Annotated in this window: 13 protein-coding genes and 1 riboswitch; of the genes, 9 read left to right on the top strand and 4 right to left on the bottom strand. The window is 57.7% G+C overall.

Features of this window, described 5'->3' with window-relative positions; genetic code table 11:
- Positions 1 to 39: 39 nt before the first annotated feature.
- Positions 40 to 2946, bottom strand: coding sequence for a coiled-coil domain-containing protein (locus Poly24_RS10275; RefSeq protein ID WP_145094259.1), 2907 nt, complete (start codon positions 2944 to 2946; stop codon positions 40 to 42).
- Positions 2947 to 3490: 544 nt separating this feature from the next.
- On the opposite strand from Poly24_RS10275, the gene Poly24_RS10270 reads away from it, so the two are divergent.
- Positions 3491 to 3853, top strand: a complete 363-nt coding sequence (locus tag Poly24_RS10270; protein WP_231753564.1) for a hypothetical protein — start codon at positions 3491 to 3493, stop codon at positions 3851 to 3853.
- Between the two features lie 129 nt (positions 3854 to 3982).
- On the opposite strand, the gene Poly24_RS10265 is transcribed toward Poly24_RS10270, so the two are convergent.
- On the bottom strand, positions 3983 to 6016 hold the full coding sequence (locus Poly24_RS10265; RefSeq protein ID WP_145094256.1) for a dipeptidyl-peptidase 3 family protein: 2034 nt from the start codon (positions 6014 to 6016) through the stop codon (positions 3983 to 3985).
- A gap of 427 nt (positions 6017 to 6443) precedes the next feature.
- On the opposite strand from Poly24_RS10265, the gene Poly24_RS10260 reads away from it, so the two are divergent.
- The 8 genes from Poly24_RS10260 to Poly24_RS10225 all read left to right on the top strand — a co-directional run bounded on the left by Poly24_RS10260 (position 6444) and on the right by Poly24_RS10225 (position 17854).
- Positions 6444 to 8165, top strand: coding sequence for an ATP-binding cassette domain-containing protein (locus tag Poly24_RS10260; protein WP_197452473.1), 1722 nt, complete (start codon positions 6444 to 6446; stop codon positions 8163 to 8165).
- Positions 8166 to 8243: 78 nt separating this feature from the next.
- Entirely contained in the window at positions 8244 to 9944 is a 1701-nt protein-coding gene (locus Poly24_RS10255) for a DUF4070 domain-containing protein (RefSeq protein WP_145094250.1), read from the top strand.
- 23 nt (positions 9945 to 9967) lie between these two features.
- On the top strand, positions 9968 to 12292 hold the full coding sequence (locus Poly24_RS10250; RefSeq protein WP_145094247.1) for a S9 family peptidase: 2325 nt from the start codon (positions 9968 to 9970) through the stop codon (positions 12290 to 12292).
- A 74-nt stretch (positions 12293 to 12366) separates the two neighbouring features.
- Positions 12367 to 13176 (top strand): lysophospholipid acyltransferase family protein, encoded by an 810-nt coding sequence (locus Poly24_RS10245; protein WP_145094244.1) that lies wholly within the window; start codon positions 12367 to 12369, stop codon positions 13174 to 13176.
- The gene (locus Poly24_RS10240) at positions 13173 to 14309 is read left to right on the top strand and encodes a glycosyltransferase (RefSeq protein WP_145094241.1); all 1137 of its coding nucleotides are present in this window, start codon (positions 13173 to 13175) and stop codon (positions 14307 to 14309) included. Before Poly24_RS10245 ends, Poly24_RS10240 begins: the two co-directional genes overlap by 4 nt.
- A 75-nt stretch (positions 14310 to 14384) precedes the next feature.
- The gene (locus Poly24_RS10235) at positions 14385 to 15224 is read left to right on the top strand and encodes a UbiA family prenyltransferase (protein WP_197452472.1); all 840 of its coding nucleotides are present in this window, start codon (positions 14385 to 14387) and stop codon (positions 15222 to 15224) included.
- A gap of 243 nt (positions 15225 to 15467) precedes the next feature.
- A riboswitch (cobalamin riboswitch) is annotated at positions 15468 to 15695 on the top strand.
- A gap of 278 nt (positions 15696 to 15973) precedes the next feature.
- Positions 15974 to 16924 (top strand): DUF1559 family PulG-like putative transporter, encoded by a 951-nt coding sequence (locus Poly24_RS10230; protein WP_197452471.1) that lies wholly within the window; start codon positions 15974 to 15976, stop codon positions 16922 to 16924.
- A gap of 96 nt (positions 16925 to 17020) precedes the next feature.
- Positions 17021 to 17854, top strand: a complete 834-nt coding sequence (locus tag Poly24_RS10225; protein WP_197452470.1) for a DUF4465 domain-containing protein — start codon at positions 17021 to 17023, stop codon at positions 17852 to 17854.
- Between the two features lie 23 nt (positions 17855 to 17877).
- Here the strand turns inward: Poly24_RS10225 and Poly24_RS10220 are convergent, their stop codons facing one another.
- Entirely contained in the window at positions 17878 to 18567 is a 690-nt protein-coding gene (locus Poly24_RS10220) for a 3-keto-disaccharide hydrolase (RefSeq protein ID WP_145094235.1), read from the bottom strand.
- Positions 18568 to 18689: 122 nt separating this feature from the next.
- Positions 18690 to 19697 (bottom strand): hypothetical protein, encoded by a 1008-nt coding sequence (locus Poly24_RS10215; protein WP_145094232.1) that lies wholly within the window; start codon positions 19695 to 19697, stop codon positions 18690 to 18692.
- Positions 19698 to 19966 lie beyond the last annotated feature (269 nt).

Raw genomic sequence — 19966 nt, 5'->3', positions numbered from 1 at the left:
TCCCCAGTGCCGAGCGTCATCCGCCGGCACAGGAAGCCGTTAGGCCGCTTCGTCTCTTTGCTTGAAGGGGATGACGTCGGGGGCATCGTTCGCATCGACCACCTCGCTGATTTCGACGGCGCCTCGACTGCGACGCAGTTCCCGAATGGTTTCGGCCCGTTCGGACAGTCGGGTTTGCAAGTCAATGATCCGACGCTCTGCTTCGGCGTTGGCGTCCAGGCTGGCGTTGTAGTCTTCGGTCACGTCACGTAAGTGTCCCGTCGTATCTTCCAGCTGTTTGCGAAGCGATTGGACTTGAGGGTGCAACTGGGAAAACTCGGCAATCTTGGTTTGCAACTCCTGGACGCGGTTCGATTGCCGCTCCAGCAGCTTCGCCGTTTCCAGATGTTCCTCCACCGCTTGGGTCAGCTGTTGCTTGGTCTGTGTTTGCAACTGCTTCAACGGTTCGATCTGCTGAACCTGTCCCAACAATTCCTTGTGTTCTGACTTCAGTTGTTTAACAGTGCTTTGAAGTTCAGTGTTACGACCTTCGGCAGCTTCCAGCGTTTTGGTCATTTCGGCCAACCGCGGTCGCAGTTTCTCCAACGCCGCGAGATCATTCGTCAATTGCGCGATTTGCGAACGCAGCGTCTTGGTCTCCGACTGCAACGATTCGGCGTCGGCGGTCAACGTGTCGCGACTGGCTTGCAGATCTTCCATCGTTTCCAATTGACTCTTCAGGCTGCGTTCCTGTTCGTTCAGTTTCTTCTGCAGGCTGGCGTTGGTCTCGTTCGCCGACTGTAGCTTCAACGTCGCGTCGTCGCGTTGATGTTCCAATTCGGTCAGCATCGCCGCCTTGACCGCGAGTTGTTCCAATTCGGTCGACGTGGCTTCGACCTGCTTCTTCAGTTGCTTGTTGGAATCGGTTAATCCGTTCAGTTTGGCCAACACCGCCGCGCGTTCGGTCGTGACTTCATCAAGTTCCTGCTTCAATTGATCGATCGATTGATCGCGAGCGATCAACTTCTCATCCACTTCCGCCAACGATGCCTCCAGACCATTCGCCCGGTCCATCGCGTTGTCGCGTTGACCGACCAACTGCTTGATGTGGGCGGACTGTTGTTCCACCGTCGCCTGCAATTCGTCCGCAGCCTGAAGATCGGTCTGCAAATCATCGCAATGCTGTTGCAATTCTTGCCGCTGCAACTTCAGTGTTTCGAGTTCGGATTTCAGACCATCACGGTCGACTTGCACCTTGTGAATTTCTTGATGCAGATTTTCCAAGGCTTCGTCTCGGACCTTCAACTGGTCGACGAGCTTTTCGGATTTGGTTTCGCTTTCGCTGACCAAACCTTGCAACGCTTGGCACTGTTCGCTCAGCCGCTTGATCGTGTTGGTTGCCGCATCCTGTTTCGATCGTGATTGGTTGTTGACCGCTTCCAGTTCGGCTGCCAGATCGTCGATTCGTTTTTCAAAATCGGCAGTCGCGTCGGCCAGCGCCGATTTTCCTTGCTCGCCATACTGCTGCGTCAAACGCTTGATTTCCTGTTGATGCTTCGTGGCCGCTTCGGTCACCGCCGCTTCGTGTTCACGCGTTAATCGCGTCTTCAATTCTTCCAGCTGCTGCTTGAGCGTGGTCGCTTCGCTTTCGCTGCCGGCGGCACGCTGCATCCATTCGTCGCGTAAGGCTTCGACTTCCTGTTGATGCTTTTCCTTGGCTTGCGTCAGTACGGTTTCCTGTTCACGCGTCAGACGCAGCTTCTGATCTTCTAACTGTTTCTTCAGCGTAGCAGCCTCGCTTTCGCTGCCAGCGGCACGCTGCATCAGTTGGTCGCGTAATGTTGCGATCTCTTGTTGATGCTTGGCTGCCGTTTCGGTCAGTGTGGTTTCGTGCTCGCGAGTCAAACGCGTCTTCAAGGCTTCCAGTTGTTGTTTGAGCGTGGCGGCTTTGCTCTCGCTGCCCGCAGCTTGCTTCGACCATTCGTCCCGCAATGCGTCCAATTCCTGCTGATGCTTGGCTGCCGTTTCGGTCAGCGCGGCTTCGTGGTCGCGAGTCAAACGCGTTTGCAGGTCAGCCAGCTGCTGTTGGAACGTCGTCGCGTTGGTTTCCGCGGCGGTTGCCTGCTGGGCAATCTGGTTTTGCAATGCTTCGACTTCTTGGCGATGTTTCGCCGTGACAGCGTTCAACTTCGCTTGCTGTTGTTCGTTCCATCGTTCGCTTAGCGTTGCGATCTCCGACGCATGGGATTTCTCCGCCACGTCGCGCTGCGTTTCCACATCGGCCAGTTGGCGTTTGACAGCCGCGATCTCCTGGTCGTGCTGAGCGGCGATCTCGCCGAGCGATTGTTCGCGTTGCAGACGGAGCTGTTCGAGTTCGGCATCCAATTGCTGATTTTCGCTTTGCAAGCTCGTGACTTGTTGTCGCGATTGATCAAGCAAGCGTTGCAACGATTCCCGTTTGTCGGTGGTCTGTTTCAGTTCGTTCTGTCGAACTTCGTGATCGTGTCGCATTTGGTCCAGCTGTTGACGCAGCGAATCCAGTTCGCTGTCGAGCCGCTTGGCATCCGCTTCTGCATTCGATTTGGCCAGCTGTGCATCAGCCAACTCTTTCATCAAGCGATCGCGCTCGGCTGCTTCTCGGGATGCCTGCTCCACCGCCTCATGCGTTTGCTGGCTTAATAGCGTTTGCTGCGCGGTGGCTTCCTTCGCCTGGATCTCTAGCTCTCGCTGGATCCGAGTAAGTTCTTTGTTTTGGTCACGAATCCCCTCCCACTGGGCGCGGGATTCCTTCCAATCGCGATCTTGTTGTGCATGTTGGCGTTTGCGTTGCCGCGTGATCGCGCGAAGCTTCCGGTATCGGGCCTCGATGTGCAGCATCCGCGCCTCCTCTTCGGATCGATCGCGATACCAAATCAGGTGGCCGATGCCCATTCCCACAAGAATGAAGAGGACGATTGAGATGACCATGAATGACTCCGGACCGATTTCACCGATGTGACGATTGGATTGCTGAACCGCGTGGCTGCTGCTTCTAACAAATCGTCCGAAACGGTAGTAGACGAATTGTCACTGCAAGCAATTCGAAAGTCGCAGCGCACGACTTTAACGGTTTTGCCTTTTATCACGCTTCGGCTACCTGGGGGTACTAGCTTGAGCTTTGCGCGGGGAATCGGTGGGAATCCCGCAGGCTGTCATCAATCCAACACAAGGTGTCATCGATTCGACGACATTCGCCGATCGTAGCGACAACCGTTCCACGGAGTGAGAAATTCGGTTAGCCAGCAAATCCCGGGCTCCACGCTATCGCGTGCCGCTTTGGTAGCGCGCGCTGCAAAACTTGGCACGCTGCTTGCGTCATCTAGTACACAACGTGAAGACGCCCCGAGTTTGGGGAGTCGCGAGTTTTTCAAAGTGATCAAAACGCGGCCCGAAGCGATTTGAAACACCTCTGCATGGGTAATGCAGAAAAGATTCAACGAGCGGACGCGGAAAAGTTCTAGGGAGGTAACTGATGATGTTACGTGCAATTCGATGGTTCGGAATTCCATGCCTCTGTTTGGCAGCGGTCGCATTCGCCGACACCCCCAAAGCCCAAGCGCAGGGAGGAGGATTTAGCATCCAATTTGGGACGCCTAGTTATGGTTATGGCGGCTACAGCCGCAGCTATCGACCTTCGTATGGTTACGGTTACGGTTCGCCAAGCTATGGCTACAACCGACACCAGTCGTATTATCGTGGTTACAGCGGACATCATCCGCATCGCCCACATTACGACTACCACGGGCCAAGGGTCGTACCACACGGTAACCACTACCACTATGTTCCCGGCCACTATGATCTCCACCGTGGTCATCGCGGACACCATCGCCACTAGTAGGCGTAGACAAGCGTTGACCGTTCTGAGTTCAGATTGCTGGGCAACCGGTCAGTCGCACTTACTCTAGCATCGTCGGGGCAGCGATGCTTTGCATTTTCTTTTCTATCAGCTGCCGAGGCGGAGCGGTCATTTGACGCGTCCCGACCACCGCAGCATCTGCGCTTCCATGTCCTGCGGATAATCGATCGCCACGTCGATCGGCGTCCCTTGCGGATCGCTCACCAGCGTCAATTGGGGCATCACGAAACCTGTATAGGCCGGCTGGTCCAACGCTTCGTAGCGCTGCAATACCTCATCGCGTAGTTTCGTATTGATCTTGATCGCATAGTCTTCCATTAATCGCTCCGCCGCAGCCCGATCCCCTTCGCTCTTGATCCGCTGCACCTCTTTCAACAACCGCCCCACGCCATCGTGCCAGCCGTCGACGTCGATCACTTGGTAATAGGTTTTGCCATCCTTTTCGATCACATCGATCGCCGCGGTGTTCGCCGCTAACCAATGCACGATCATCTGCCGGTTCCGCATGTGATCCTCTTCGATCGTCGTGCTGGTAGGCAATCGCCGCAACTGAGTCATCGCGTTGCGCGTGTATTCCTCATACGCAGTCCGTTGAATTTCACGCAGATCCTCGGCGTTATCGACAAGTCCCAGTTCGACGAGTTTTGGATTGCCGATGAAGTAGAGAGCAACCAGATCGGCGCGGCCCTCTTCCAACGCGGAATAATATTCTTTGATCGCGATCGACGGATCGACTTTCAAGGAATCGGCGTTGCGTCCCGAGGCGTGGCCGATCACCTCGTGCATGTTCACCTCCAACGCCAACGTCAGACTCTTCCATTTCGCGCTGCGTCGGTACTCTTCTTCATTTAAACAGAACTCCGCTCGCGCGCTCTTGGAACTCGCCCGCTCATAGGCTTCGACCACGTTGCTCAACGAGACCGATTTACTGCCGTACTGCTCGCGAATATCGCCCGCGTTGGGCAGGTTGATGCCGATAGGCGTGACCGGTCCCGAATCGCCGGTCTCGATCACCACCTGGATCGCTTTGGCCGAAATCCCTTTCACTTCCGGTTTGCGAAACCGCGGATCAAACGGCATCTGATCTTCGAACCACTGAGCGTTTTCCGAGAACGCGGTGATCATCGCCATCTTGGCCGGATCGTTAAAATAGACGACCGATTCCCACGAACCCTTCTGTCCGCGAGCATCCATATAGACTTCGATGAAGCCGTTGATGGTGTCGACCGGAGAGTCTTTGTCGTCGACCCAGGCGATGTTGTATTCGCGAAAGTCGACAGCTTCGCCGGTGTGGTAATAGTGAATCAGCAGCCCCAGCGCACGGGCCATCTTGGGCGTGGCGTAGGGAATCGCAGCTTCCAAATGTTTGCAGACCTCGGTCAGCTCGGGCGCGTACATTCCGCCGGGGATCACGTGGTCGAAGCCCGCTCGATAAACCTGCTCCTCCAGCGTCCCATCGGCCTTTTTAACCAACCGCGAATTCAACGGGTACTTTTCTTCAAACCCCTCCAGGTCGCTGCTGACCACGCCGTCGTACAAATTATTCGCACTCGCGGTCAGAATGTCCTCGCCGTCCTCTGGCGACTTCTGCGTCACAAACGCATCGAACTTCGGATCGAACAGCACCGCCTGGAGACTCGACAGCAGCCCCGCGAGATCCTGCCCCTCGGCAAGCGGAATGTCGGCCCCGTTGTCGACGGCGGTTTGAACCGCTGCGGTAAAGGCCTCGGGCGAACAGCGGAGGATATTTTTCTGCGACGTCAGCGCACTGTGCGGGCCGTTGTTAACCCAAAACAATTTTGCGTAGCGACGGATTTCGGCAAGGACCTCGGGATCGATACCGTCGGCATGCGTCAGCGTCTCTTCGATCAGATCGCGCAACAGCAACGAATGTTTGTACTTTTGGTCGATGAAGATATCGCGGCCGGCGATCGAGGCTTGGGTCAGATGGTAGATCAGCAGTTTGTCGTTCAGTGGCAACTGCTCGAATCCATCGACATACAGCTGCGCGATCGCGACATCATCGACGCGGTCCAACAAGTACTTTCGCGTCTCCGGATCGTTCGCTTGCGGCGACTCGTCCGCAGCGGCCAGCGTGGCACTCAGTAGACATCCAATCAGCGGCAGCCAAATTCGATTCATCGGGGGTCATTCCTTTGCACGGGTTTCGAAACAAGATGCGGCCATTGTAGCGAAGCGAAGGCTGGTTGCGGTTCCAACCAATCGGCAATCAATAACCGCGTTTGACATCCCTTAGCACGCCAAAACCGTATCGCCCCCTTGCGGTGCATGTTGCTTTCAGAAGCACCAGACATCGGTTTGCAACGGGGCCGGTGAAAACACTCCCTGCCGCTGGGTTTCGGCGGACTGCCGATGACCGCAGGGCCTGGTTTGCGGTTATAATAGCGGCTGGCTTATGGCTGAAACCTTTGCCGATATCATCTTGTCCATTTTCTTCCGTTGCTGAGTGTCAGGTTATCACATGCCATCGAGCGCGTTTTCGCGAGCACGCCAAGTGCCCAGCGGTTCATCGTCCCTCATCGGAAATTTTTGTGCGATTCTCTCGGGGTTGCTGATTCCGTTGGGGTTTCTGGTTGCCGGAATCGCAACCGTCTTACTGCAGGATCGCGGGCTGCACGCTTCACCGGTTGTCTTGGGCCGTTATCTGTCGGTGCCGTTGCCCGAATGGCTGTTGAAAATGGAGCCGCTGCATCAATTGATCTTGATCGGCAGCGTTGGCGTCGCGATCGCGCTGACCCAAGCGCTGTTGTTGTCAATCTTCTACCGGATCGTCTTCCTCCGCGCCGACAGCGTCGTCGCCCAACTGCACCGCGACACGTTGACCCGCTGTATCGAACACGCTTCGACCGAAGGGGTCACCGCCCAACGCCGCCGCGCCGAACACTTGATCCTCAACTCGCTCCCCGAACTGCGGTGCGGACTGATCGCTTGGTATCGCACCACGCCCCGCCGCGTCGTGATCCTGATCGGCTGTATCCTGTTGGCCGGACTCGTCGATGTCTGGTTGGCTCTTTTGGCAGTCGTCAGCTGGTTGCTGGTCTGGAAATTTTATCGCTGGCTCGAAGGCATGGATGAACCCGAGGGGAGCCAATGGGAACTGCCGCGGTCGCGCGAACGGCTGGTCGAGATGGTTCAAGAGGGACCGATGCTGGCTCGGCTGCAGACCGGCGAAGAGTTTAACCTGCTGTACAACGCTCAACTGCAACAGTTGATGGATCTGCAAGCGGTCCGCGACAAGACGACGATCCGCCGCGTTCCGGTTCTTTTATTGGCCGCTACGCTGGCGATCGGCCTGCTCTTTTTCGCCCTTGGCGTCAACCTGCTCGACCCGACATCGGGGCTCACGTTGCCAGCGGCGATCGTTTTGGCGCTCAGCCTGTTTGGCGCCGGAATGGCAGCGGCTAGCCTCGCCAAGACGCAACATTTGATGCAAGTCGCCGCCGATTCTGCAGCGACCGTCTTTTCGTTTCTCGATCAACCGACGCGAGCCGGCGCCAGCGAGCGACTGGGAATCGGCGGACTCAACGACGCGATCGAACTCTCGCACGTCACGCTGCATGACGGCCAACAGCAGGTGTTGGCGAACGATATCTCGCTGCGGCTGGAACCAGGCAGCTTGGTCGCCTTGATGGGATCCGACGTCGCCGCGCTCCGCGCGATTGTCGAACTGCTGCTCGGATTTGGCCGCCCCGCCTCGGGCAAAGCGACACTCGACGGGATGGCGATCGCCGACATCCATCCCAGCGCCCTGGGCAAACAAGTCGTTTGGGTCGGCAGCGATGGCCCGATCTGGACCGGTTCGATCGAAGAGAATTTGCGAGCCAACACCGACGGAGTGACCACCGCCGACCTAGCCGATGTGACTCGGAAAGTTGGCATCTACGAAAAGATCCAACAACTCGAAGAGGGCTTCTCGGCAGAGATCTCGCCGGGCGATTCGCGGTTGGAAGCTAGCGGCCGCTATCAAGTCGCCGTCGCTCGGGCGCTGCTGGCCAAGCCGGCGGTCGTGATCGTGGAAGAACTCTCCGCCAGCCAGACCGATCTGCCCGAAGATCCCTGCCTCGATGCGCTGCAGGAGCTTGTCAAAACGGGAACGTTGGTCGTGATCCTTCCGCATCGACTGCGAACGCTGCGAGCTGCCGAACGCGTGGTCCTTCTCAGCAATGGGCAGATCGCTGGCGAAGGGCGGCACGAGGAACTGCTCACTAGCAGCGACTTGTACCGTCACTTGAACTATCAACTGTTCAACCCGTACCGCGATTTAAAATAGCGAATTCCGATCCGATCGCCAGTCGCTTGCCCTACAATAGTTTGTGTGTTGTTCAAACTCGTGTCGGGGGGAGTCGAGATGGCTACGATTGCGATCGTCAATCCGCTGTTTGAAGTGTCGTATTGGGGAATGGAACACGCTCAAGCGATCATGGGAACGCGAGCGAACATGCCGGTCGCCAGCCTGCCGCTACTGGCGGCGCTGACGCCCGAAGAGCACGACGTCACGCTGATCGATGAAAATGTCGAACCGCTCGACTTCGATCGACTCGCTCAATTCGATATCGTCGGCGTCACGGGGATGAGCGTCCAGCGGTTCCGGATGGACGAGATCATCCAGGAACTAAAATCCCGCGGCGTCTTTGTCGCTCTCGGCGGCCCCTGGGTGACGGTCGAAGAGGATTACTTCCACGGCCTACCCGATGTGATCTTTGTCGGCGAAGCGGAAACGACCTGGCCCCAGTTTCTCGAAGAATGGAAAACGGGAGACCACCAAAAACGCTACGAACAGGCCGATCGGACCGACATGACGACGGTTCCCACCCCGCGGCACGATCTGCTGAAAAACAAACACTACATGTTTGGCAGCCTGCAATTCTCTCGTGGCTGTCCGTTCCAGTGCGAGTTCTGCGACATCATCGTCACCTTCGGCCGCAAGCCGCGGATCAAGCTCGCCTCGCAGATCATTAACGAATTGGAGTGCCTGCGCAGCGAAGGAATGCGGATCGCGTTTATTGTCGACGACAATCTGATCGGGAATAAGCGTGGCATCAAACCGGTGCTGGAAGAGGTCGCCCAGTGGCAGGAGCGAAACGGGTACCCGCTGGCTTTTATGACCGAAGCTTCGTTGGACCTCTGCGAAGACGAAGAGTTGATGGAATTGATGGCCCGCTGCAACATCCAAGCTGTCTTCATCGGAATCGAAAGCCCCAACGAGGAATCGCTCAAGGAGACGAAGAAGTTTCAAAACGTCCGCGAGCGAGGCGGCACGCTGCTGGAAAAGATCCACCAGATTCAAGACTTCGGAATCGAAGTCTGGTGCGGGCTGATCGTCGGATTCGACAACGACAAGCCCGACATCTTTGCGATGCAGACGAAGTTCTTGAAAGAGTCGCGGATCGCGTTGGCGATGGTCGGGCTGTTGCATGCGATTCCCAAGACGCCACTGCACGCCAGGCTACGGCAGGAGGGACGGTTGGATCTGAACGACGACCAGCCTTTTGGGACCAATGTGATCCCAAAACAGATGTCACGCGAAACGCTCCGCGCCGGATACATGAAGACGATGTTCGACGCGTATACGCCCGACGTTTACTTTGACCGCTTGGACCAACTGTACATCCAAGACCGATTCCGGCTAAGAGCTTTCGAAACCGAAGCGTTCCGCAAACGGCCCCTGATGCGCCTGCGTCACGCCACGTTTTATACAGTCGGCTTTGGCGTCCTGTTTTGGAAATTGATGCGTGGGACTCCCGATCGGGAGCTCCGCAAAATCTATCGCCAGCGGATCTTCAACCTTGTCAGGCATCGTTTCACCAACCCTTCGGTCTGTTTCTATTACCTCACCAAGTGTGCGATGCACTACCATCAACACAAGATGACCCAACAGATGATCGAACATCCGGACACCTTCGTTTCGACGATCGGAAAGTCGATGCGCACCCGTCGCGAAGCTACAATAGAGCAGCAGGCTCCGCTGCCGGTTTTGAGGAACGATCCTCCGCATACTGCATCCGCCGCTGAATGTCCGCCGCACGCGTCCCGATCCCACTCACGTTGACTCCCCCACCGCGACCGACACCTATGACTTCACGTTTTGCCTACCTCGGCCTGTTGGCTGCTCTTTGTCTCCACGTCGCAGTGGCATCCGCCAAGTCGCCCGACGCTGCCAAACCGGCGTTGCTGAGCGTCGATCAGATCTATGGTTCCAGCGAGTTTTCATCCCGTTCGTTTTCAGGCGACTGGCTCCCCGAAGGGCATCGCTACACCAAGCGGTTGCCGACCTCCGACGGATCATCCGACAAAGGGATCGTCGCGATCGATGCCAGTGACAAGCATCGCGATGTCTTGGTCCCTGCCGGCAGCCTGATTCCCGCGGGACAGACGAAGCCGTTGGACGTCGCATCGTTCTCCTTCTCCGCAGACCAATCGCGCGTGCTGATCTTCACCAACACTCGACGCGTTTGGCGACGCCACACCCGTGGCGATTATTGGGTGCTGGACCGATCGGCGCGAACCCTGAAGAAGCTCGGCGGCGATCGTCCCGAATCGACGTTGATGTTTGCCAAATTCTCTCCCGACGGCCAGAGTGTCGCTTGGGTCCACGAGCGGAATATCTATGTCGAAAGCTTGCTGACGGGCGAGATCCGGCAGGTGACGAAGACCGCCTCGGACAAGATCATCAACGGAACAGCCGACTGGGTCAACGAAGAGGAACTGGGGATTCGCGACGGGTTCCGTTGGAGTCCCGATGGATCGCGGATTGCGTATTGGCAATTCGATACTACCGGCGTGCCGACGATGACGATGATCAACAACACGCGGCAGATGTATCCTCAAACGATCACCTTCCCCTATCCGAAAACCGGCCAACAGAACTCCGCTTGCCGCGTTGGCGTCGTCGATATCAAAACCGCCGAAACGAAGTGGATCGAATTGGGCGATCCTCGCCAACACTACATCGCGCGGATCATGTGGGCTCCGCGTCGCGAACGTCGTGGCGATCGGGAGCCGGTCGACCGCGTCGCACCTCCGGTTGTCGACACCGCATCACCCGACGACCTGGTATTGCAAGAATTCAATCGATTGCAAAACGAAAACCGAGTGATCGTTTGGGATGTGGATTCGAATCGCATGCGAACGGCGCTGACCGAAACCGACGCCGCCTGGGTCGATGTGCACGACGAGATGTTCTGGCTCGACGATGCCACGCGTTTCACCTGGATCAGCGAACGCGACGGATGGCGACGCGTCTACCTAGCCTCCCGCGACGGCCAAGCGCTGGTGCCGATCACGCCCGAAGGAATCGATGCGATCGAGTTGCTGGGGATCGACGAGGCACAGGGGCTCGCTTATGTGATCGCCTCGCCGGAGAACGCCACCCAGCGGTACTTGTACACCGCGTCGCTGACCGGCAACCAATGGAAGCGGTTGACGCCAGCGGATCAACCGGGAACGCATCGCTACCAACTGTCGGCCGATCGCAAGTTCGCCTTCCACACCTATGCGACACTCAACACGCCACCGCAGACCGATCTGATTTCGCTGCCCGATCACCAGCGGATCGAAATGTTGGAATCGAACGATGCGCTGCGGAAGAAACTGGCCAAACGGAAACTGCCCAAGGCGGAACTGTTCCGCGTAGCGATCGAGGACGGCGTCGAATTCGATGCGTGGTGCATCAACCCGCCCGATCACAAGCCGCGAAAAAGGTATCCGCTGTTGATCTATGTCTATGGCGAACCGGCGGGGACCACGGTCCACGATCGCTGGGGCGGATCGAGTTTCCTGTGGCATCAGATGTTGGCACAGCAAGGCTACGTCGTGATCAGCATCGACAATCGCGGGACGCCTCAGCCGCGAGGACGCGATTGGCGTAAGAGCATCTATCGCAAGATCGGCATCAACGCGCCGCAGGACCAAGCCGCGTCGGTCCGGCAGATCTTGAAGGATCGCAAGGATATCGATCCCGATCGCGTTGGCATCTGGGGTTGGAGCGGTGGCGGTTCGATGTCGCTGTGCGCGATCTTCAAATTCCCCGACCTCTACAAAACAGCCATCGCGATCGCTCCGGTTCCCAACCACCGCTATTACGACACGATCTATCAAGAGCGTTACATGGGATTGCCCAGCGACAATGTCGATGGTTACCAGGAGGGTTCGCCGATCACGCACGCCCACAAACTGGAGGGCAATCTGTTGTTGATCCATGGCACCGGCGACGACAACTGCCACTATGCGACCAGCGAGATGTTGATCAACGAATTGATTCGGCACAACAAACCGTTCGACATGTGGGCCTACCCGAACCGCTCGCACAGCATCTCCGAAGGGAAAAATACGACTCGGCATTTGCGAGCGTTGATGACGCGGTACTTGAACGACAAACTTCCGGCGGGCGGACGATAACGCTCGATGGAGTTTCAACCGACGTCGACGCTCGACTTGTTTTTTACAGGCGGCCGACCTAACCTGGGCTCCGCATGAGCGAGACGCCCACAAACCCGCCGGTTCCCGAAATCAGCCGCTTCCTGTTGCGCGGCTTTCGTCGCTACAGTCGGCGGATGATTCGTAAGCAGTTCCACGCGGTGGCGATGCTGCGCGAAGGCCTTGCTGCTGTCCGTGGCATCGCGCCGAATCAACCGTTGATCGTTTACGGAAACCATCCCGGATGGTGGGATCCGTTGGCCGCACACCTCGTTTGCGAAACCTGTTTTCCCGATCGCGACTTCTTCGCTCCGATCGATGCGGCGGCGCTGCAGCGTTACCGGATCCTCGCTCGCTTGGGCTTTTACCCGCTGGAAATGGGAACCGCCACGGGTGCTGCAAGCTTTCTTCGCTGCAGTCGTGCGATCTTGGATCGTCCCGCCGCTTCGCTCTGGTTGACTCCCGAAGGCCGCTTCTGCGACCCTCGCGATCGCTCCGCCGAACTGATGCCCGGCCTGGCCCATTTGTGCAGCCGATTCGAACGAGGCGCGATCGTCCCGTTGGCGATCGAGTACCCGTTTTGGGAGGAACGACTTCCCGAAATGCTTGTGGCTCTCGGCGATCCGATCGACGTCGCCGCGCATCGCGACATGAACAAGTCGGACTGGAGAGGACTGTTGACGCAGCGGCTTCGAGGGACGCAAGATCAGCTCGCCCGCGTGGCGATCGATCGCGATACCAAAGCCCTGGAGATCGTCCTTCGCGGCGGGCGTGGTAGCGGAGCGGGCTACGACATGGCGCGGCGAGTCCGTTCGCTGTTCAGCGGCACGCGGTACCAAGCATCTCATGGCGGAAAACTACAGTGATCGCGATCGTCTTGGCTAGCCTCTGTTTGCTGTTAACCGGTATTCCCGCCGCAATGATCGCTTGGAATCTTTGCTGTTTCCGCCGCTTGCCGACGCAGGTCGACGATCGTCCAACGCCGGTCAGCGTGTTGATCCCGGCGCGAGACGAAGCCGCGGGGATCGCGGCGACCTTGGAACATCTGTTGGCCAGCGAGGGCGTCGAGTTGGAGGTCGTTGTCCTGGACGACGATTCCCAAGACGCGACCGCAGCGATTGTTGCGGAGATCGCCGATAAGGACTCGCGACTGCGGATCGCCCATGGCAGCAAGCTGCCACGCGAATGGAACGGCAAGCAGTTTGCCTGTTGGCAGCTATCGAAGCTGGCTCGCCACGATCGTTGGTTGTTTTTGGATGCCGATGTCCACGTCGAACCCGACGCGATCGCTAGGCTCTCGCACTGCATGGACCGCCGCGCGGGCCAGGCGCAACCGCTAGCCCTTTTAAGCGGCTTCCCGCATCAGGAAACCGTCGGCTGGATCGAAACGGCGATCGTGCCGCTGATGCATTTTGTCCTGCTGGGATTCCTGCCGATCTGGCGAATGCAGCGCGTCACCGATCCCTCCTACGCCGCGGGCTGCGGGCAGATCTTCATGACCGACCGCCAAGCGTATGAATTGGCGGGCGGTCACGCCGCGATCGCTCGATCGCGGCACGATGGGATCAAATTGCCGAGAGCGTATCGGCAGGCGGAGTTGATGACCGACGTGATCGATGGGACTGATCTGGCGAGCGTTCGGATGTACCGCAGCGGGGCGGAGGTGTTTGATGGCGTGATCAAAAACGCCGACGAAGCGCTCGCCCGCCCGGCGTTGATCGTCCCTGTGACGCTCTTCTGCTTGGCACCGCTTGCCGCGGCGATCGCTATGATCGGGTTTACGATCGCGGGAGCATGGATTGCCAGTGCGATCGCGGCGTTTGCTTTTTGTATCGCAACGCTGTCGCGAGTCGCTTCGGTCCGACGGTTTCGCCAGCCACTATCGTCGGCTTGGCTGCATCCCTTTGCGTTGGTGCTGTTTGCCGGGCTGCAATGGATCGCGTTGTGGCGGCACAGCCGCGGTCGCCGAGTTGCGTGGCGCGGCCGCATTGAATCATAGTTTCGTTGTTTTCCTGTGGCGATGCCGGTTGGTAGATTGTCGTCGACATCGTCTTACCGCAAGCGAACCCAAGACATGCTGGAAACCATCAAAATCGCTCGGCCTGGATTCTGGCCAACGCATGTCTGGTTCTACCTGCTTCCGTTTGCGGGGCGTGACATGTTCGGATCGACTCCGTTTTGGCTCGGCTGCTTTTACGTCAGCTTTCCTCTTGGCTTGCTGTTGTATGGTTGGAACGACCTGGGCGACTACGTTAGCGATCGCTGCAATCCGCGAAAGGACAGCTGGCTGTTTGGCGGGCGTCCCGACGAAGCGATGCGGCAACGGTTGCCATGGATCATCGCCGCGGTGCAGGTCCCGTTTCTGATCGCATTTGTGATCATCGGCGGCTGGTGGATGCTGCTCTGGTTCGCCGCGGTGCTACTGACCAACGCGACCTACAACACGCTCGGCTTCAAGCGCCTGCCGGTCTTGGATCTACTGAATCAGATCGGCTACCTATTGATCTTTCTCCTGGGCAGTTGGCTCTGTGGCGTACCTCAGTTGAATGCGGCGACGATGGTCTTCAGCGCGTTGTTTGCGATGCAGAGTCATCTGTTTGGCCAGTTGATGGATATCGAAGAGGACCGCATCGCCGAGCGTCATAACACCGCGATCACGCTCGGCGCGGTCCCGTCGAAGTGGTTGTTGGTCGGGATCATGCTGGTCGAGGTCGCGATCTCGTGGACCTACTTCCAATCGCCGATCGTCGCGGGATTCATGTTCGCCGGCGCGATCTTCTTCAGTCTCGATGCACTCGCCGGCCCCAAACAATACCCGCCCCTGTTCACCAAGCTCTTTTTCGTCGCCTGGAACCTAATCGTGATCGCCACCATGCACTTCGTCTGGCGCTACGGCGTCTTCCTCGTCGATTGATCCAGCACAACGAACGCCCCCAGAATCGATCGAACCACGCCCCAATTGCTCCTTCCGTTTATCAACGGCATACCAAAATTTGCATGGTTTGGCGAAGCGTGTGGTTTCGAAATCTGAAACGAAACCGCCAAACGGCAGCGACGCATATTGGCATCCCACACATCCCCAAACGGCGGAATCCCGCCGAAGGCTTGGCCGTCGCTTCAGCCAAAAGAGGCGGTTGACGCTGGAAATCGCGGTACTATCATGTGACTCGTTCGTGGTGACTTGCGGTGCTTCTGCACTGCGAGCGAACAGGGAACTCCGGTGAAAAACCGGGACGGTCCAGCCGCTGTGAACTGCTTCGAGTGCCAACGCATTCGATTCGATGCTCCTTCTACCGAAGTGCCATTGCTTGGAATTCCAGGCGAGAAGGCTGTGAGTATTCGAAAGGCAGTGAGTCAGAAGACCTACCACGCGCAAGACGATTGAGTGCCTTCTTGGATTGAGGCGGTCGTTGCAATGTGTTCTGTCCCCAATTGCTCGTGCAATCACGGCCGTTTCGTCGTTTGCGCCGCGTGGTGTCGTCATAACACATTGATTTGTTTCATCGTTTGTCGATACGTTCCCGCCTCTCCTTAGCCGCTGCGCGCTCACACTTTCTGAAAATCGAATACGGTTCTCAGTAGACAGGGAAGCTGCGCGCCGAGGTTTCGTGGCGAAGCGTGTTTCGACGCAGCAGCGAAGGGATCGGGACAGAGATGCCCAGCGTGAAGGAACCACCAATTGCATCGCCGTGCACCAATCGGTGCCGGTTGGATTGCCAAGCGATTTGCAGCGGATGCGGCCGCACGAAAGATGAAATCACCGGTTGGTCAGCCGCCTCGCCGGCGGAGCAACTGACAATCGTTCGGCTCGCGAAATTGCGTCAGCCCAAATTCCAAGCGGCCGGATTCACCTTGATCGAATTGCTTGTTGTGATCGCGATCATCGGAATCTTGGTCGCCCTGCTGTTGCCGGCCGTTCAAGCAGCTCGCGAAGCCGCTCGCAAGATGAGCTGCAAGAACAACTTGCGTCAGCAGGGAATCGCGTTGCACAACTACCACGACGTGCATCAAACGCTGCCAACCGGATGTATCGAGTGGCGGTCGTGGGGCGCACCGCCAACGCAGCGACAATTCGCTTGGTCGGCGATGCTGTTGCCCTTCTTGGAACAACAAAACGTCCATGCCCAAATCGATTGGTCGCTGCCGTACGACGCTCCTGAAAATCTGCCCGCCGCGTCGACGCGGCTGAGCGTCTACGAATGCCCCACGGCGATCGAGCGTCCCGCGACGCGGGGCAGGTCCGATTACGGCGGCATCTACGGCGAGCGGATGGTCGATCGCGATCCGGAAGATGGCCTCTTCTTGTACGAGCGGTCGGTGCGGTTTCGCGACATCCGCGATGGGCTCACGCAAACGCTCGCAGTCGCCGAAGACGTCGGCGGCCCGGACAGCGAATGGATCAATGGCCGCAACGTCTTTGTGCAGGCCTACGGAATCAACGATCCCGACGCCTGGATCGGCGACAACGAGATCCGCAGTCTGCATAGCGGAGGGGCAACCGTGCTGTTTGCCGATGGCCGAACGATCTTGATGGCCGAAACGATCGATAAACAGCTGCTTGGAAAACTGATCACTCGCGGCAAGGGCGAAGTGGTCGACTCCAGCGCCTACTGATTTTTAACCCTCGATGGAATGCTTGGCTGCCGACTTGCGACGCAGCTCGCGATTCCATCGACCACTGAATTCCACAACTCTGACGAAACCACAACAATGAAAATTCAACTGCTTGCCTTGATGATCTCGCTCGCTTCGGCGGCACCTTCTTTTGCCGACATCGTAATCGATTTCGATGAACTGTCCGGATACACCGACTCCACTGCCGACGGTAGCTATTTGAACGGCTACGGTTTTGGAGCCGCTACCGGCAGCTGGACTTCCGGTGGCGCGACTTTCGGGACAAACCAATGGGGGCCGGGATGGAGTTACTCCAACGTTGACAACACGACCATGGCGGACTACACCAACCAGTTCGCAGCGTATCCAGGAACTGGTGTTGGCGGCATGGGCAATTACGTGATCGGGACGACGTTTTCCCCAAACGGCGCCTACTTCAACCTGTCGGCCAATCTGCAAGCGAAGTCGATCGCCGTCGCCAATTCAACCTATGCCGCTCTTTCGATGCTCAACGGCGATGGTTTTGCCAAGCCGCACGGCGGAGATACCGGAAGCGACCCCGATTACTTCCGCGTCACCTTCACCGGCTTTGAACAAGCCGATGTCGGCGGAGCGAGTACCGGAAGCGTCGAGTTCTACTTGAGCGATTTCCGATTTAGCGACGACTCGTTGGACTACATCGTCGAGGACTGGCAGACCGTCGATCTGACGGGATTGGGCGACGCGCGTTCGATCGGGATCACGTTGGACGGCAGCGACGTCGGCAGTTACGGACTCAACACGCCCGCTTACGTGGCGATCGACAATCTTGCCGTCACCGCAGCCGTTCCCGAACCGGGAAGCATGGCGATGCTGTCGGTTGCCTTGGTCGCCGGCGGAATCGCCCGGCGACGTCGCAGCAAACGACAGCAGAAAATGAAAACCAGCTGACCTCAGCCGGGACGCTCCGTCGGCTAGCTCTGCGGCTTCAGTTCCTTGATCCGCAGATTGCGGAAGCGGTAGGTCTGCCCTTTTTCGCCGTGGTGTTGAATCGCGATGAAGCCACTCGCATCGGTGTCGTCTTCGATCTCGGTCGTGACGACGCCGTTGACCTCGATCTTCAGCGAGTCGCCTTGGCAAGTGATTCGGTACTTGTTCCAGCCGTTGCGGTCCAACGCGCCGGCGACTTCGGGCTTTTTAAAGTAGGCTTGCGATTCCTCGGCATGCTCCAAGAACTTTGCTTCTTTGGTGCGGCCCTTGATGCTCGGCCAGATCCATCCGCGGCGACTCTCGTCATACAGACCGCCCGACCAGCGGCGATCCGATCCATCGCATTCGGCTTGGTAACCGTAGACCTTGTTCTTTTCGGAGTGACAGCGGAACATGAAGCCCGAATTCGCTTGCCCCTCGGGGATCATCACCTCGCCTTCGAAAACAAAATCGCCGTATTTCTTGTCGGTGACCAGGAAAAATTTCTTCGACGCTGTCAGATGGATCTCGCCGTCGACGACGTTGACTTCGCCCCATTCATACGGATTGTTCCAGCCGCTGGTGTCTTCGCCGTTAAAGAGGTCGGTCCATTGATCGTCATCCTGTCCGATCGCCGCGCCGGAGATCAGGAAGGCCGAGAGCAGCAGGGCTGCGATGTTGGTCGTTGCTTGCATGCGAATCGTGTTTCTCTAAGAGTTGATAAAAAAGGAGCGTGCCGTGCGCACGCGCTCGTAGGGGTGAGTTGCTTATTGTAGTCGCCCAGTCAACGTTTGTAGGGATCCGTCCACTCTAACGCTCAAGTTGTCTCGGCGATCGCTTCGTCGCTACGATCCCCGCGAGGGGACAAACGCACAAATTGCAGTCCCATTCTCCGTAGCACCCACAGGCTCAACATACACCCGACAACTTGGGACACCGCCAAGACGAGTCGAGGCACAAGTTCAGCTCCCACCGCGACCGGGAAGGGATTGCTGGAGATCATTTGATAGATCGCTAGATTGACGACCATAAGCGCCGCATAGACGCAAACGCCCAGAACCAATCGGATCCAAACGCGACGCTCCCGCATCCAAATCAAAAACAGGATCGTCCCCCACAGCACCGCCGCGCTAAGCACGGTCGTGACCAGGACGACCAGTAGCGTGGGGGCGACCGCCGCGCTCGTTCCCAGTTGCAGCGATTGATAGACCCGGTTGAGTGGTCGAGCGATCGCCATCACGACGGCGACCAAGCCGATCCATCCGAACAGTTCGGCGATCGTGATCGGCTGTTTTACAGGCAGTTGGGGGAGTCCCGCGTCGACAAGACAATATCCCGTGATCCGCCGGAGCAGGACAAAACCGCCGATCGCCAGGATGAATCGCATCAGGTCCCATCCCACCTGCAGCACCGCGATCTGCGAATATTGGAACTCTAAAAATTCGCGGACATTATAGAGTTGAAGCAGCGTCGGCACCTCGCAGGCGATCAAGCCTAGCAACAGATATCCGATCACGGGCCAGCCTTGCCGCCCCAGCACCGGATACCGCCACGCGATCCAAATCGGCACGATCAGATAGTAGAAGAACTGTATGCCGCTCAGAAAATAGCTCAGCAGGCCGATCCACACGTTCTGGATCGTGTATTCGTTGACCAATTGGCTGCCAAAGCTGAGAGCGGCCAAGCTGGCCGGACCAACGGTTGCTAGCAACAACACAAATCGTTCGGCGCTCCGTTGTCGATCGACCGACTCCGATTCCGCCCGATCGTCGCTGAGGCGCGTTGGTTGAGGTGAATCGTCAGCGGGCGTTTCGTCTGCGGTCATCGTTTTCTCGTCACGGCAATCGGAAGTTCATTTGTCGACAAACGGAAACCGGCTGCCGCGAGCATCGATTGTAAGTGATTTGGTTCTCCGCCTGCGATTGCAATGCATGCAATTGGTTCTAATCTTCCACCACTCGCCCGAAACGCTAGCGTTCGACCGCGACGCCGGAAGCCGTTGGATTTGCAAGCATTATTTATGCCCGGTTCGCGTTGTGGCGAACGGATCAAATGAATAGACTCCGCTTCGTATGTCGATAGACAAACGTTAGA

It is taken from the genome of Rosistilla carotiformis, assembly GCF_007753095.1.
GTDB classification, from domain to species: Bacteria; Planctomycetota; Planctomycetia; order Pirellulales; family Pirellulaceae; genus Rosistilla; species Rosistilla carotiformis.
Note: the sequence above shows the minus strand (reverse complement) of the source record. Positions and strands in the feature narration are given on the sequence as shown.